General features: G+C 42.0%; 16 protein-coding genes and 1 pseudogene. 6 read left to right on the top strand and 11 right to left on the bottom strand.

Features of this window, described 5'->3' with window-relative positions; all coding sequences use genetic code 11:
• Window positions 1-184: 184 nt before the first annotated feature.
• A complete protein-coding gene (gene recF / locus V7K25_RS20290) occupies window positions 185-1,309 on the bottom strand; it encodes a DNA replication/repair protein RecF (RefSeq protein ID WP_335160289.1) in 1,125 nt (374 codons plus the stop codon).
• Window positions 1,310-1,420: 111 nt separating this feature from the next.
• On the bottom strand, window positions 1,421-4,279 hold the full coding sequence (locus V7K25_RS20285) for a cation-translocating P-type ATPase (protein ID WP_335160292.1): 2,859 nt from the start codon (window positions 4,277-4,279) through the stop codon (window positions 1,421-1,423).
• 504 nt (window positions 4,280-4,783) lie between these two features.
• Here V7K25_RS20285 and V7K25_RS20280 point away from each other — a divergent pair.
• A complete protein-coding gene (locus tag V7K25_RS20280; RefSeq protein WP_335160288.1) occupies window positions 4,784-6,454 on the top strand; it encodes a transglutaminase family protein in 1,671 nt (556 codons plus the stop codon).
• Window positions 6,455-6,530: 76 nt separating this feature from the next.
• Here V7K25_RS20280 and V7K25_RS20275 read toward each other — a convergent pair whose 3' ends face one another.
• The 4 genes and pseudogenes from V7K25_RS20275 to V7K25_RS20260 form a co-directional block, all read right to left on the bottom strand.
• Entirely contained in the window at window positions 6,531-7,229 is a 699-nt protein-coding gene (locus tag V7K25_RS20275; RefSeq protein WP_335160287.1) for a hypothetical protein, read from the bottom strand.
• Between the two features lie 70 nt (window positions 7,230-7,299).
• Entirely contained in the window at window positions 7,300-8,001 is a 702-nt protein-coding gene (locus V7K25_RS20270) for a hypothetical protein (protein WP_335160286.1), read from the bottom strand.
• A gap of 21 nt (window positions 8,002-8,022) precedes the next feature.
• A pseudogene (locus tag V7K25_RS20265) lies at window positions 8,023-8,376 on the bottom strand (papain fold toxin domain-containing protein); the annotation flags it as partial.
• A 252-nt stretch (window positions 8,377-8,628) separates the two neighbouring features.
• On the bottom strand, window positions 8,629-9,483 hold the full coding sequence (locus V7K25_RS20260; protein ID WP_335160285.1) for a PD-(D/E)XK nuclease family protein: 855 nt from the start codon (window positions 9,481-9,483) through the stop codon (window positions 8,629-8,631).
• A 146-nt stretch (window positions 9,484-9,629) separates the two neighbouring features.
• On the opposite strand from V7K25_RS20260, the gene V7K25_RS20255 reads away from it, so the two are divergent.
• The 5 genes from V7K25_RS20255 (at window position 9,630) to V7K25_RS20240 (ending at window position 12,223) form a co-directional block, all read left to right on the top strand.
• On the top strand, window positions 9,630-11,045 hold the full coding sequence (locus V7K25_RS20255) for a phosphoglucomutase/phosphomannomutase family protein (RefSeq protein WP_335160284.1): 1,416 nt from the start codon (window positions 9,630-9,632) through the stop codon (window positions 11,043-11,045).
• A 134-nt stretch (window positions 11,046-11,179) separates the two neighbouring features.
• Window positions 11,180-11,455, top strand: coding sequence for a LapA family protein (locus tag V7K25_RS20250; protein WP_335160283.1), 276 nt, complete (start codon window positions 11,180-11,182; stop codon window positions 11,453-11,455).
• A 12-nt stretch (window positions 11,456-11,467) separates the two neighbouring features.
• Window positions 11,468-11,671 carry a DUF433 domain-containing protein gene (locus V7K25_RS20245; RefSeq protein WP_335160282.1) on the top strand — a complete coding sequence of 68 codons (204 nt, stop codon included), beginning with the start codon at window positions 11,468-11,470 and terminating at the stop codon, window positions 11,669-11,671.
• Between the two features lie 170 nt (window positions 11,672-11,841).
• Window positions 11,842-11,976: a hypothetical protein gene (locus V7K25_RS31675; RefSeq protein WP_442948103.1), complete on the top strand. Its 135-nt coding sequence runs from the start codon at window positions 11,842-11,844 to the stop codon at window positions 11,974-11,976.
• Window positions 11,966-12,223, top strand: a complete 258-nt coding sequence (locus V7K25_RS20240; RefSeq protein WP_335160291.1) for a BrnA antitoxin family protein — start codon at window positions 11,966-11,968, stop codon at window positions 12,221-12,223. Before V7K25_RS31675 ends, V7K25_RS20240 begins: the two co-directional genes overlap by 11 nt.
• 15 nt (window positions 12,224-12,238) lie before the next feature.
• Here the strand turns inward: V7K25_RS20240 and V7K25_RS20235 are convergent, their stop codons facing one another.
• From V7K25_RS20235 to V7K25_RS20215, 5 genes are all read right to left on the bottom strand, one after another.
• Entirely contained in the window at window positions 12,239-12,517 is a 279-nt protein-coding gene (locus V7K25_RS20235) for a type II toxin-antitoxin system RelE/ParE family toxin (protein ID WP_335160281.1), read from the bottom strand.
• Window positions 12,507-12,749 (bottom strand): CopG family ribbon-helix-helix protein, encoded by a 243-nt coding sequence (locus tag V7K25_RS20230; RefSeq protein ID WP_335160280.1) that lies wholly within the window; start codon window positions 12,747-12,749, stop codon window positions 12,507-12,509. Before V7K25_RS20230 ends, V7K25_RS20235 begins: the two co-directional genes overlap by 11 nt.
• Window positions 12,750-12,932: 183 nt before the next feature.
• Window positions 12,933-13,424, bottom strand: coding sequence for a hypothetical protein (locus V7K25_RS20225; RefSeq protein ID WP_335160279.1), 492 nt, complete (start codon window positions 13,422-13,424; stop codon window positions 12,933-12,935).
• Window positions 13,425-13,426: 2 nt separating this feature from the next.
• Window positions 13,427-14,044: a hypothetical protein gene (locus V7K25_RS20220; protein ID WP_335160278.1), complete on the bottom strand. Its 618-nt coding sequence runs from the start codon at window positions 14,042-14,044 to the stop codon at window positions 13,427-13,429.
• Window positions 14,002-14,400: a hypothetical protein gene (locus V7K25_RS20215; protein ID WP_335160277.1), complete on the bottom strand. Its 399-nt coding sequence runs from the start codon at window positions 14,398-14,400 to the stop codon at window positions 14,002-14,004. Before V7K25_RS20215 ends, V7K25_RS20220 begins: the two co-directional genes overlap by 43 nt.
• Between the last annotated feature and the right edge of the window lie 185 nt (window positions 14,401-14,585).

Raw genomic sequence — 14,585 nt, 5'->3', positions numbered from 1 at the left:
ATTTTTTCTCGAAGATCGACAGAGTATGACTTCATTTAAATGTATTTATATTTTATTTTATTGTACCTCATAACAGACGCAAGTGCTGTATGCAGCTTCACAAATAAACGGTATAAGTTTATTAATTACGAATTACGAATTGGTATAAACTATGCTTCAACTACTATAAATATGATTTTTATAATTATTGATGTTGGATTATTTCTCCTGCTTTCACAAAAAGAATTTGTGAAGATTTCAACCATTGGGAATCAAAAGAACCCAAGTGAGTAGTAGTAATTAGGGTCTGAAAGCGGTCTTGAATAGCATCAAGCAATTGATTTTGGCGGGATAAATCTAGTTCGGCTAGCACATCATCAAGTAATAGCAATGGTGGCTCTTTGACGACTTCCTCAATTAATTGTAATTCTGCTAACTTTAAGGCTAGAACCAGCGTTCGTTGTTGACCTTGAGAACCGTATTGACGAGCGGGTGTCTGGTTAATAGTTAATTCTATTTCATCTCGATGGGGGCCGACAAGAGTAGTGCCTTGGTGCATTTCGGCGATCGCTCGCTGCTGAATTTTTGCTAAAAAAGCTTGCTGCACTTCTTCTGGATGGTTATCTTCTAAAGGAATATTCGGCAAATACTTGATTTGTAGAGCTTCTGTACTGCCGCTAATACTGGCGTGCCAAGCCGTAGCAATGGGAGCTAATCGTTGGATGGCGCGATCGCGTCGTCTAATTACCCTGGTTCCTGTAGTAGCTAACTGTGCATCCCACACCGCCAGTTCTGACTGTAGAGACGTTGCATCCAAAGTCTCCACATGGCGTTTTAAAAAAGCATTGCGCTGGCGTAACACATGGTTATACTGCTGCAAAATGTGAGCATAAACTGGTTCGAGTTGAATTAAGAGTGTATCTAACCAGTTACGACGACCTTCCGGGCCACCGCGTACTAGTTCTAAATCGAGGCTGGAAAATTGGACTGCATTGAGAACGCCGAGAAAATCCATTTGACGGCGGATAGATTCACCATTGAGGGCAACGCTACGGCGACCATTGCGGCGGAGGGTTAAAGTCAGGTCACTGATGCCTGTTTGTCGCTCAAGGGTGGCATTAATTTGGGCTATGGCTTCCCCTTCTTGAACCAAATCGCGATCGCGGGTGATTCGGTGCGATCGCAATGTCGCCAGCAACTCTACTGCCTCCAACAAATTTGACTTTCCCTGAGCGTTATTACCTACCAAAATTGTTTTGGCAGCAGTAAACTCAACCTGCTGGTCTTGATAATTGCGAAATTGTCGGAGGCTTAAAGTTTTGAGGTACATATTGGGGAGTGGGGAGTAGGGAGTAGGGAGTGGGGGAAGCAGGGGAGATGAGGAAGCAAGCAATTATTCCCCCTTATCCCCCTTATCCCCCTTATCCCCCTCATCCCCCATTTACACGGCCTTCTTGCCCATAATCCGCAGAAATATCTTCTCTGCTTCAATCCAGACAAACATTAAGGCACTGAAGCCAATACAAACGCCCAATTCTTGCAGATTCAGGTAGTGAGTACCAAAGAAATCTCGCAGGGGTGGGACGTAGATTAGCATTAACTGCAAAATCGTGGTGACAACAACAGCCGCTAGTACAAATATATTAGAGAAAGGATTCATCTCGATGGTCAGTCGGTTATTGGAGCGAATAGCGATCGCATGACCCATTTGGGCGATACACAAGGTAGTAAATACCATTGTCTTCCAAGCTTCGGGATTTCCCTGATAGCCAGGGGCATGGGTATGTTGATAAGCCCACCACATTAAGGTAATGGTGATAATGGCAAAAATGATACCAATGCGAATCATGTAAGAACCCAATCCCCTAGCAAAAATACTTTCGCGGGGACTAAAAGGCGGACGTTGCATCACATCCGGTTCTGGAGGTTCCACAGCTAATGCCAAAGCTGGTAAACCGTCTGTTACCAAGTTCATCCACAAAATTTGTAGGGGAGTAAGGGGAACGCCTCCCAAACCAATTAAGGGTGCTGCTGCAATTGTGAGAACTTCGCCAATGTTACTGCCCAGAATGTATTTAATAAAGCGGCGAATATTGGTGTAAACAACTCTACCTTCCTTGGTGGCGCTGACAATGGTGGCGAAGTTGTCATCAAGTAATACCATATCGCTGGCTTCTTTACTTACATCAGTGCCAGTAATGCCCATCGCAATACCAATGTCAGCTTGTTTGAGGGCTGGGGCATCGTTAACACCATCGCCTGTCATGGCGACAAATCGACCCCGGCGTTGCAGTGCTTGGACAATTCGCAATTTGTGTTCTGGGGAAACTCTGGCATAGATGCTCACCAAATCAACATTTTGCTCTAGTTCCTGGTCAGTCATCCGTTGCAATTCTTGACCTGTTAGTAAGCGATCGCCTTCTTTGGCAATTCCTAAATCGGTAGCGATCGCTCGTGCTGTTAATTGGTGGTCGCCTGTAATCATCACTGGGCGAATACCTGCATCTCGACATTCTTGAACTGATAACCTTACCTCTGGGCGTGGCGCATCTAGCATTCCCACCAATCCCAGCCATACCAAATCTTGTTCAGATGTCTCGCTTGAACTTTCTGGTGGAATTTCTGCCAGGGGTTTGTAGGCAAAACCTAGCACCCGCAAACCTTTACTCGCCATCAGGTCATTTTCTGCCAAAATTTTCTGGCGTTGTTCTTCAGTTAAGGGGACTGAGTGATTGCCCAAATGAATCTGAGTGGAACGTGCCAAGGTTAACTCTGGAGAACCTTTGGTAAACATTAAGTAAGGTTCAGATTCGATCAAACTAGCGATCGCTGGGTCAATGCCTCTCGAAGATGCGTCACCTGTAGCGACTCCCTCCACCTGAGAAATCACGCTCATCCGCTTCCGTTCTGAGGAAAAGGGAAACTCTGCAACACGAGGTAATTTACTGTTCCACTGGTCTTTTTCGATTCCAGCTTTGCCCGCCATTGTTAACAATGCTCCCTCTGTGGGATCTCCCAAAATCGCCCATTCACCTTGTTCTTTTTGCAACACCGAATCATTACAAACAGTACAGGCGACTGATAGCGCTGAGATTTCTGGAGAGTCCTCTAGGGAAATTTTTTGACCATCTAACTGAAAGTCTCCTGTGGGAGTGTAGCCTTCGCCAATGACGCGAAAAGTTTTGTTATTAGTGGAAACCGATTGCACCACCATTTTATTTTGCGTCAGCGTACCAGTTTTATCAGAACAGATGGTAGTTACAGAACCCAATGTTTCCACTGCTGGCAATTTGCGAATTAAGGCATTCTGGCGCACCATTCGCTGGGTTCCCAGTGCCAAGGTGACGGTAATTACAGCAGGTAAACCTTCTGGCACTACAGCAACCGCCATACTCAAGGAAACTTCCAAGAGTTCTTGGATATTTTTGAAACCTCCGTCCTTGATTACACCACCGATAACGACGATCGCCACAAGAATCAAAGAACCCGTAACTAGGACATTACCCAGTTGAGTCATCCGTTGCTGTAACGGTGTCGGTTCACTTTCCACCGCCTGCAACATGGTGGCAATTTTGCCGAGTTCTGTAGTCATTCCAGTGTTAGTCACCAGAACCTTGCCGCGCCCTTGGACTACTTCAGTTCCTTGAAACACGACATTTAGGCGATCGCCTAATGATGTTTCCTCCGGCAATTTTAATGATGCCTGTTTATTTACCGCTTCGGCTTCACCAGTCAATGCCGACTCACGCACTTGTAAATTAGACTGTTCGATCAAGCGTCCATCTGCGGCTATCTGCATCCCAGCTTCCAGCAGCATTACATCCCCTGGGACTAATTCCTTGGCTGCTATCTCCACCAATCTAGCGTCGCGGATGACGCGCACTAAGGGAGAGGTCATTTTTTTCAGGGCTGCCAAGGCTTTTTCGGCACGGCTTTCTTGAACGTAGCCAAGTATGCCATTGAGGATGACAATTGCTAAAATAGCGATGGTATCTTTAAATGGCACTTCACCAGGCTTCAAGCGACCCTCCCGCAAAGCCATCAGGTCTAAAAAGCCAGAAATCAGAGCTACACCAATCAGCATCAACAACATAATGTTCTTGAACTGATCCAGCAGGATTTCCCAAGTACTACGGCCAGCAGTTTCTTCAAGTTCGTTGGGGCCGTACCTTTGTAATCTCTGTTGAATTTCTTGGGGTGTTAAGCCACTGTCTGCATTACTATCGAGCAGGTCTAGCGCTTTATCAACTTCTAAACTATGCCAAACGGCGGCACCTTCAGGCAGAGAATTAGCAGACATCGTGTAGGTCACAGGAAATGGTTACAAAATTCGATCATAATTTAGTGATGGCAGGAATTCCATCTTCTAAAGTTACATTAAGGCGATCGCCCAGTTGCATGAGTGTATCTGTAATTCTTAACATTTGTAAATTTATACTTTTTTGAGGTAGTGTTATTTCTCACGAAAGAGTTTTTCCGAACACATTGTACCGATAATTATGAGTTATAGAGGTTTAAAGCTTAGTTACAGAGCATATGCCACAATTAATTTTAGGCTGTCATTGCTTTAATTTATATCTCGTCAATAGCCAGAATGCATGGCACGATTGCATTTATCCTCTACGAGACGCTACGCGAACATTTGAAATTTTGCCCAAAGTTGAGTTAGTCGCTTGTGTATTTCCCCGCTCAAGCTAACTGGTGTGCCAGTAGGATTTCCCAATCTAGCCAACTTGTGAAGCTAAATTTTGAATTTTGAATTGCTTAAGCGTGCTAAACCATTCAAGAAATATGATGAATTAATATGAGTTTTGCACTCCCCACTTTGACCGTTAGCCAGATGTTTGGGCAAAAGACAATTCGACCACTTACTGCTGCTACCCTGTGTGGCATTACTTTCATTAAAGACAGATTGATTGCCATTGACAGTATTAAAGGGCATCTACTAGAAATTGATCCTACTTCTGACAACAGCAAAATTATTAATCCGCATCAAGTTAAAGAATTTACTGATGTCACTGGTCTAGCTGCGTGGGAAGATACCCTGTGGGTGAGCCAAGAAAATAGTGTTTACTTGTGCAATCTCAATGATTTGGATCTGGAACATTTTGTAACATTACCTTATCCTGCTGACGGCGTTGCTGTTTGGGAAACAACGGTTTATGTCAGCTGCCAAAGGCTAGGCTACATTCTGATTTATGACCGCGAAACGCGAAAAGAGATTACCAGGTTTTATGCCCCAGGTGTTGGGATAGAGAATTTAGCAGTCACCCAAGAAATGCTGTGGATTTGCGATCGCACCGAACAATCAGTTTACGCGATGGACAGGGCCACAGGAGAACTGCAATTCAGCGTCCTGACACCATTTGAATGTCCCACAGGCATAGCGATACATAAAAATGCCGAAACAGGCAAAGAAAGTATTTACGTTGCTTACGCCTCAGAGGAGGCTTATATTCGGGACAATCCAAATGCTGATCCGAGTCATGAGCTAACATTCCGCGATCGCACTTTTATTCACCCTCTGTATTATCATTACGATCCAGATAAGCGCTACGCCCTCTCTAACGGCTATCTGATTGAAATGTCCTACGCTGAGGAAATTGCACCCTTAGACGAGGTGCATTTACCTGATGTAGAATGGCGCATCGCCTTACCATCGGAAACTGAGCGTCAAAAGGTAAAACACGTTGAACCTATTGGTATACCCTTTACCGAAGAAGTGGTACAGGGGCAACGTGTAGCAGTCTTTAAATTTGATTCTCTTGCCCCAGGTGAACGGCATATATTTGGCTGGAAAGCACTTTTGGAAGTTCGCGGAATTAAGTATCGCATCACACCCAGGGATGTAGAAAATATACCTAAATTATCTTCAGAATTAGAAACACGCTACCTAGTGGATGACGACGATTTAGCAATGGATACTACCATTGTTCGCCGTGCTGCCAGAGAAGCGATTGGTTCTGAAACCAATGTGCTACGAAAAATGCACAGCATCCGCAACTACGTCTATGATGAGTTGTCTTATGGTATTAAACCTTACATTGACACGCCAGATACAGTTTTAGAACGGGGCGTTGGTTCCTGTGGCGAATATGTCGGCGTTTTACTTGCCCTATCCCGTTTAAATGGCATCCCCTGCCGCACCGTAGGTAGATACAAATGTCCTCCCCATAGTGATTTACTAGGAGTACCGCTACAACCCGACTTTAATCATGTTTGGTTGGAGTTCTACGTCCCGAATTTTGGTTGGTTGCCAATGGAATCAAATCCTGATGATATCGGTGAAGGTGGCCCTTATCCGACGCGCTTTTTTATGGGCTTGTGCTGGTATCACATTGAAATTGGCAAAGGTATCACCTTTGAAACTGTGACAAGTCAAGGTGAGCGGCTAACCAAAGAAGATATCCCCATTGGCGATTTGGCAATAAATCATATCCGGTTCACAATTCTTAAAGAATTACCGCCTTTTTAAATTAGGGCATTGAGGAAAGGCGCTAAGTGAGTAGGGTGTGTTATGCCGTAGGCTAACGCACCTTAATACCCTATGCTTAACCACTATTTTGGTCTACTTCTAAACTCTTGTTCCTATTCAAGTATTCTTCAAACAATTCAAAAAATTTCTGTAGTGCCTCATACTCATCTACAGAATAGAAAAGAATTATTTTAGACCATGACTGGCCTGAGTTAATTCCATATTTATCTTCAATCCATGATTGAAATCCCTCAAATTCCCTTTCTGGCTCAGTTGGGGGTACGCTAACTTCTCTTTGAGACAGACTATATCCTCGCAAAAGCATATCTAGTTCAGTGATTGGACTAGTTCTTAAGTACATACCCGGTCTTTTCTTTATGCCCTTTAGAATCTCGTTGTAAATATCAAATTGACGAAACTTTGAATTATCTTCAGTAGGGCTAGCTTTTTCTTCACTTTCTTGAATTTTGGAATCATCTTTATGTTTTAGAAACTGCTCATATTCTTCAAAAAATCTGTAGAAGGCATTTCTATCAGTCCGACAAAGAAACAGAATTATCTCAGTCCATGATCGTGAAACTGTAGTTTTTGCTCTTTCTTGCATCCACTCGTCAAATCCTTGCATTGGGTAACCTTCTGGATTGAATCCGAAGTGGTTTATTTGACTGAAATACCACCCACTTACAAAGGAACTAAGGTGAGTAATTGATGGCTTATCTATATACATGACTGGATTTTCTTTAATATCTTGGAGAAGTCTAGATAGATTCTTCATATTGATTACTCCAATTGAATTTAACGAGTCGGGTATGTTAGCCTACGGCATAACACACCTTACTCGCTACTTAACCACTATTTTCGTCTACTTCTGAACTCTTGTTTCTATTCAAGTATTCTTCATACAATTCAAAAAATTTCTGTAGTGCCTCGTACTCGTCTATAGAATAGAAAAGAATTATCTTAGCCCATGACTGACCTGAGTTAATTTCATATTTTTCTTTAACCCAAGATTGAAAACCTTCAAATTCTCTTTCTTGATTGGTTAGAGCTAAACCAAGTTCTCTTTTAGCAAGTATGTATCCTCTTAAATACATATCAAACTTAGTAATTGAAGCAGTACCTAAAAACATGCCTGGGCTTTTTTTAATACGCCCTAGAAGCTCGGAAAGATTGTAATCATATATGCGGGGCTTCAAATCATCCACATTATATTTTAAATTTTCTCCAACTTCATTAATTTCATTTTTTGAAATTTCCTCCCTTTTCAAAAATTCATCAAATAGTTTAAAAAAACTATAGAAGGCACTTCTCTCGCTCCCGCCAAAAAGAATTATTCCCGCCCATGATTGTGAAACCTTAGTTTTTGCTCTTTCTTGTATCCACTCTTGAAATCCTTCCATTGCCCAACCTTCCTGAGTAAACCCCAATTTACTTAGAGTGCCTAAATACCCAACCAAGAATGAGTGAAGACAAGTAATCGAGGGTCTATCTAAATATAGAGTGGGGTTATCTTTTATATCTTGGAGAAGTTTAGCAAGATTATTCATATTGATTACCTTCACCTAAATTTAAAATGAGTACCCTGATTTCTGAAAACTTGCTCGGTTATATTCCTTGCTATAAAATGTGAGATTATTCATCCACTGCTCTTTTGATAGTCCATCACTATGGTGGTTGTCAAAAACTTTTTCTTCTCCATTTATTTTAATCGCAATCCCTTCATGATGCCCATTCATTGAAATAGCATCTGCACTTACTGGGAGACTATTATCCATAATATAATCATCTTCTGGCTCTTGTTTGGTTGTATCAAGTTTAACTCGCTCTCCATGAATACCTTGCTGTCTCAAGTAAGCCTCAATTTCATCAGCGCATTCAACACAAAACCAATTTTCGTGCTTACTTACAATATCGCGGATGTCTTGAAGAACTTCAGGAGTAACTTTTCCTGACTGATCGGGCGCCTAGGTTGTCTGACAGGAGTGGAGAATGAGGTCAGTAAAAATACGAGTATTTAGCAGATGTTTCTTAAAGATTTAACGAAGATAAAGGCGTAAATAAGACGCATTTAAATTCCTGGTTCTAAATACTTGTCAGTCAATATTTTCAGGTATTTATTTGGGATACGATGTCTCCCACAAGCAAACTTTGTAAATTATCTTTCCCTTTCCCAATTAACTATTAACCCTTAAACTAGGCAATGGATACGATTTATACTGCTTAAAATCGGCAAACTCACAGATTGAGTTAAATGGGCAAAAACGGCAGTGAGAGCCAGGATTGGGAGGAAATATTTTACTGAAATTACTACTTTTTTCCTGATATTTTTGCAAATCGTGCTGGTGCTTGTGGGCAATATTAGCTAACTCAAATTTTAAGTATTCTAATTCACTATTATTGATGCTAATTAACTCAGACTTTTTACATATTTCTAAATTATAAAATGATGCAACAGCTTCCTGTCCAGGGTAAAGATAACGAGCAGCCACCAAATAAACTAATGCCTGTCGTCGGTCAAAAGCCGACTTACCAGTTTTGAAATCTAAAATATGTATTGTGCGATCGCTCTCAAGAAAAACGCAGTCCATAGCCGCATATAAGCGAAAGCAATAATCTTCTTGTTCCACTACTATCGGTTTAGGAAAGCCTTCATCACCTGGAGTTAATTGGATAATATCTTTATCCAAAAGCAACGGCGCATCGTGATATTTTTTCAGAATTTGCAGCACGCGTTGCTGGACTTGAACGCTTGAGTTGCCTAATTTAAGTAACTGTGCAACTCTTTCTACACCATCTGCTTGCTTCAACAGATACCTGTGATGATGAAACTCATAAATGCCTTTTTGGGCAAGTATGCCAATTCTCTGGGGCGCGGTGGCTTGCCCTAAAAGCGCTTTGACTTGTGGTTCGTGTTGCCGTGCTTTGATAAACCCCCGTCTCATCTGGCAATGCCAGCGTTCTTGCCCAGTCGCTGGGGCAACTAGAGACCAAAGGTGATAACTGGCAAAAGGTCGATCGGGGGTTGACATTGCTCAGAAACAGTGAGAGAAAATACGGTGAGGAGAAGTTTAAACTAAGGCTTGCTTAGAAAAGAACTTCGGAGGATAGTTGCTGCTACACGCGCTTTGCGGGAAGCTTTTATAGTACTGATAATGTACGGGAGCAAGTAGCAAAAATGTCCAGCAAGATAAAATTTGGTACTGATGGATGGCGAGGGATTATTGCCGATGACTTTACTTTCCCCAATGTGCGGAAAGTAACAAGAGCAATAGCCACTTACTTGAATACAGCCTACAAAAAAGATAGACCAGTACTTATTGCCTACGATACTCGCTTTTTAGCTGACCAGTTTGCCCAAACATCGGCCCAAGTTTTGGCAGACTTGGGTTGGACTGTAAAAATTACTGATCGGGATTGTCCCACACCAGTAATTGCCTACAACGCCCGTCATCTAAATTCTGCTGGGGCATTAATGTTTACTGCTAGTCATAATCCAGCACCCTACTGTGGAATTAAATATATACCTGATTATGCTGGGCCTGCCACTCCAGAGATTACTGATACTATTGTGGCAAATATAGAAAGTGCATCGGATGAGTTGCCTGGAAGTAACCCATCAGGTTCAATTTCAATTTTCGATCCGAAATCAGATTACCTGCAATTTATCTACACTCTACTTGATATAGAAAAAATTAAAAGCGCTAATTTAAAGGTAAAGTACGATGCTTTGTATTCTACCTCTCGTGGCTATTTAGATGAAGTTTTGCAACATAGTGGCGTTCAGTTAGAAAGTTTCCACGATTGGAGGGATGTGTTATTTGGGGGTGGGATGCCAGAACCCAAAGGAGAACAATTAGTTGAGTTAGTGGAAGCAGTAGTTCGCGATCGCGCTGATTTGGGTTTGGCAACGGATGGAGATAGCGATCGCTTTGGTATCGTCGATGAACAAGGAACCGTCCTTACTCCGAATACTGTGCTGCTAGTTCTAGCACGTCATTTAATCAGAAATAAAGGTAAAACTGGCGCGATAGTCCGCACTGTGGCGACAACTCACCTACTAGATAATTTCGCTGCTAAAAATGGGCTGCAAATTTATGAAACACCAGTTGGTTTTAAATACATCGGCGAAAAAATGCGGGAAACTGCTGTGTTAATTGGTGGAGAAGAATCAGGGGGTTTGAGTATTATCGGGCATATTCCCGAAAAAGACGGGGTATTAGCCGATATGCTGGTGGCAGAAGCGATCGCTTATGAAGGTAAACCTCTGAGTCAACTTGTCAAAGAAGCGATCGCCGAAGCCGATGGCCCACTTTACAACAACCGTCTAGACTTGCACCTCACAGAGGCGCACAAAATCGCCGTCATCGACTCTTTTACCAAAAATCCACCTACAGAAGTAGCAGGAATTAAAGTCAAGGAAGTGGGGCGTAAAGATGGTATTAAGCTCTATTTAGAAGAAGGTAGCTGGGTTTTATTGCGTCCTTCCGGTACAGAACCACTGGTGCGCGTCTATTTAGAAACCAACACTCCCGAAAAACTCACCCAAATCGCCCAAGAGTTAGAGAGTGCCATTGCTAAACTAGAGGGATAAGAATTAGGAGTTAAGAGTTAAGAGTTAAAAGTAAAAAGTTGTAAATTTACAATTCTTCACTTTTAAATGCTATTAACAGTTATGAGTTATGAGTTCTAAATTAATAACTCCTCACTCCTAACTTTTATCAAACTATGAAAATCGCTCCTTTTTTAACATCTCTAGTTGTAGCGGTTTGGGTAATCGCGATCGCAATTATTTCAGTCCAAAACGCCACACCCGTATCGTTAAAATTCTTAACATTCCAATCCATTCAGATACCAATGGGTTTAGTGCTGGCTTTTAGTGCTGGTGTAGGGTTAATTGGCATGGCACTGCTGCAACCTCTCTGGGGCGTTGCTGGTATTGGGCAGGCTAATTCTCGATTGGAAGACGATGCGGAGTTTTTTGTTGATGATGAAGATTTTTGAGGTTTGATAGCTGTGCAGTACCAAAACATTATTACAATCGAACCAGGAAAACGAGGTGGTAAGCCTTGTATTCGAGGAATGCGAATTACTGTATATGATGTTTTATCTTATCTTGCCTTTGGGATGACCTACGAGGAAGTACTTGATGACTTTCCTTATTTGACACAAGAAGATATATTGGGTTGCCTAAGCTATGCGGCTGATCGAGAACGGTAAATGCTGACAATGCAAGCGTGAAGTTATTGTTTGACCATAACCTTATGACTTACGCCTTGACAATAAATACTAAATATAAGTCTGGTGAAAACTACATCTTTCGTAGGGATTTAGCAATGCTAAACCACTACAGCATTGGTCTATTTACGATCAAAAGATAATTCATTTGGATGCGTTATGGCAATTGTTCAACCAGAAAAATTGAAGAGATTTTGCGATCGCATGTAGAGGATATCCAAGCTTTTGACAAAAATCCAGATTTGGGACTGTCAAATTGTATTAGATTTGGAAATTATGGAAGCTGAGTATGATTTTAGCCAGGGCAAGCGGGGAGCGATTGAATCAACACCAACAGGCATAACTCGAATTACAATTCGCCTAGATGATGAAGTACTAGCATGGTTTCGTGACCAAGTTTACGCAGCAGGTGGGGGAAATTACCAAACTTTGATTAACGATGCCTTGGGTGAGTACATTCAGCAGCGCCGTGAACCGTTAGAAGAGACATTACGGCGAGTATTGCCAGAGGAACTTGAGCGCATCGGAAAATGAGGTGAGGGGCGATCGCTAATCTGGATAGCGCTTTGAGGTGTGGAAAACTCGAAGAATTTCTATTGACTCTTCTTTGACTCGATAAATAACAATATATGGCGTGCTAGAAATTACTAGCTCCCTTGTACCTTCTATACGTCCAGTTCGCCCTATAAAAGGATAATTCTCAAGTTGACTGGCAGCAAGTTGAATCCTCAATATCACTTCCTGCGCTGCTTGTGGATTCTCTTTCCGGATGTAGCTATGGGCTTGTTCCAAATTACGAAGCGCACGACGCAGCCACTTAATCTGCATTGGTGAGCCTTGCAAAAGTCGCTTTTACTTCTTCATCACTGGCAAAATCTCCAGCATCCGCTTCAGCAATCCCCTTTTGAATTTCCTCAATTTGCCACTGATACATCTCTAGATAAGTGGCTACCGCCTCATTAAGTACGTAGCTGCGATCGCGATTCATTCCGGCTGCGATCGCATCAAGTGCAGCCTTCTGATCACTATCTATCCGAAACGTAATATTTTCTTTGCTCATTATCTTATGAAAGTTGTATTGCAATATGTTGTATTGTAATATGTTGCAAGGCAAGATGGTTATAGTGGCGATCGCTATTATCTCAGAGCGCCTGTAGCCTGTAAGCCTTGCACAAAATGAAAAAAACCTACATTGGTAGGCTTTTTTAGAAACTTTTGGCAGAGCGATCGCGCTGTTATAAAATCAAAATGTCCATTCGTGATTTGGATCATCTAGAGCGGCGCGAACAGAAGCTAAATTTGCAAGTTCTTTGAATGGGCAGGATTTAGCTATTTCTGTGATTGAGTTTAATGTAAGGGCTAGTTGTTCATTATTGCCGGATGCGATCGCATTATCAACGACAGCAAACAAAGCGCGAAAGTTTTCTGCACGTTCATCAAAAGAGCGATCTAGATATGCCATCAGCAACTCTCGCTGGGTGTTAATCTTGGTGATTGTTTCGTTTTCCCAAGCTTCAATCTCTCGTCTCTTTGTCTGTTCTTGTTCGGCAATTATTTTATATTCAGTATAAGCTGAAGAAACTATATCAACACATTGTGTTTTTTCCAAAGCTGCTATCTCACGCCTTTTAGTCCGTTCTTGCTCTCCAATTTGCTTGTAACTGGAAACAATGGTTACTAACGATTTTGTGGCGTTAACCGCAGTACATATTGTATTGATACTTGCTAAAACCATTGCTAAATACCTCCCAGAGTTTTGTATTTAGCTTGGATGGTTAAAGTAGAAGGGTTTAACAGTCCTTCATTATCTAAAATAGGAATTTTCATAATTTCTGCAAGTGCTTTAATTAAAAGTGCTACCTCTTGAAATTTGCTAGCATCGCGATCGCGATTAAAAGGTTGGGCTTCAAGCTCTTGAAGTGCAGATTTAGCACGGTTGTTTAAATTACATATTAAATTAGCCAATTCCACTGTTCGTCGTTTAACCTGTAAGAGAAAATCTTGAGCTGCTTCAATATTGGCAATCTCTACGTTGACATTAGCTTCATACTCTCGCGCTTTAGTCAAAGCTTCCTCACCCTTACCAGCAAGTTGAAAACCCCCAACCATCAACGCGGGGCCGAGTGTAATACCTCCCAATACAGCACCACCAACCGCCATACTAGTACCACCACCTAACCAAGTTATGGCTCCAGTCCAAGCCGCAGCACCACCAACTTGTGAGATAGCGACTTCACTAGCCCACAATCCAAAAAACCTGGAAACAGTAACAGTACCTACATTCCTTGCTAAGGTAATTGCAGCAGAACCTGCTACTGAGGCTGCCACGGCTGCTGACACACCACCTTGTACCACTGTTCAGCTTTGATAACTTCTTTTTTGTACTCCTGAATTTGTTGAGTGGAGATGTCTAATCCAGTTAGAATGTCCAGATTGTTTTGGGAAGCTCGCTGACCAATTCTCTCAATAAAAGCTATAAAGTTTGAAATTGTACCCTGCTTGATACGAAGCTGCATTTGACCATAAACTTCTGCTGACTGGTTGGTAATTTCCCAGGTTGCTTTTAATTTTTGCAAGCTACTTTCGTATTTTTGTTGAGCCTGTTCACCAATTTCTTTTGCCTGATTCATATTGCCAATGCCTTCAGCACCTTTTACTGCTCCGAAAGCTCCAGTAGCCAAAGCAGCAGCACCCAAAATCAGTGGAATCATGAAATACTCCTGATGTGATTAGTATTTAGTTAGTACATGTCTACGGGTTAAATATAAAAACAAAGCATTACCTTATACTAATCTTCCCAGCGATACCAATTAACTAACATTCAGAAGGGATAAATTTGATGCTGCGATGAATACAGTAGTCAATCCGTTTCGTGTTGAGTGCGATCGCACATCAC

Origin of the sequence: Nostoc sp., assembly GCF_036919495.1 — a bacterium.
Taxonomy (GTDB): domain Bacteria; phylum Cyanobacteriota; class Cyanobacteriia; order Cyanobacteriales; family Nostocaceae; genus Nostoc.
Note: the sequence above shows the minus strand (reverse complement) of the source record. Positions and strands in the feature narration are given on the sequence as shown.

Excerpts from the sequence above, each read along its gene's own strand:
- recF (WP_335160289.1), bottom strand. The coding sequence starts at position 1,309 with ATGTACCTCAAAACTTTAAGCCTCCGACAATTTCGCAATTATCAAGAC.
- V7K25_RS20285 (WP_335160292.1), bottom strand. The coding sequence starts at position 4,279 with ATGTCTGCTAATTCTCTGCCTGAAGGTGCCGCCGTTTGGCATAGTTTA.
- V7K25_RS20280 (WP_335160288.1), top strand. The coding sequence starts at position 4,784 with ATGAGTTTTGCACTCCCCACTTTGACCGTTAGCCAGATGTTTGGGCAA.
- V7K25_RS20275 (WP_335160287.1), bottom strand. The coding sequence starts at position 7,229 with ATGAAGAATCTATCTAGACTTCTCCAAGATATTAAAGAAAATCCAGTC.
- V7K25_RS20270 (WP_335160286.1), bottom strand. The coding sequence starts at position 8,001 with ATGAATAATCTTGCTAAACTTCTCCAAGATATAAAAGATAACCCCACT.
- V7K25_RS20260 (WP_335160285.1), bottom strand. The coding sequence starts at position 9,483 with ATGTCAACCCCCGATCGACCTTTTGCCAGTTATCACCTTTGGTCTCTA.
- V7K25_RS20255 (WP_335160284.1), top strand. The coding sequence starts at position 9,630 with ATGTCCAGCAAGATAAAATTTGGTACTGATGGATGGCGAGGGATTATT.
- V7K25_RS20250 (WP_335160283.1), top strand. The coding sequence starts at position 11,180 with ATGAAAATCGCTCCTTTTTTAACATCTCTAGTTGTAGCGGTTTGGGTA.
- V7K25_RS31675 (WP_442948103.1), top strand. The coding sequence starts at position 11,842 with ATGCGTTATGGCAATTGTTCAACCAGAAAAATTGAAGAGATTTTGCGA.
- V7K25_RS20240 (WP_335160291.1), top strand. The coding sequence starts at position 11,966 with ATGGAAGCTGAGTATGATTTTAGCCAGGGCAAGCGGGGAGCGATTGAA.
- V7K25_RS20235 (WP_335160281.1), bottom strand. The coding sequence starts at position 12,517 with ATGCAGATTAAGTGGCTGCGTCGTGCGCTTCGTAATTTGGAACAAGCC.
- V7K25_RS20230 (WP_335160280.1), bottom strand. The coding sequence starts at position 12,749 with ATGAGCAAAGAAAATATTACGTTTCGGATAGATAGTGATCAGAAGGCT.
- V7K25_RS20225 (WP_335160279.1), bottom strand. The coding sequence starts at position 13,424 with ATGGTTTTAGCAAGTATCAATACAATATGTACTGCGGTTAACGCCACA.
- V7K25_RS20215 (WP_335160277.1), bottom strand. The coding sequence starts at position 14,400 with ATGATTCCACTGATTTTGGGTGCTGCTGCTTTGGCTACTGGAGCTTTC.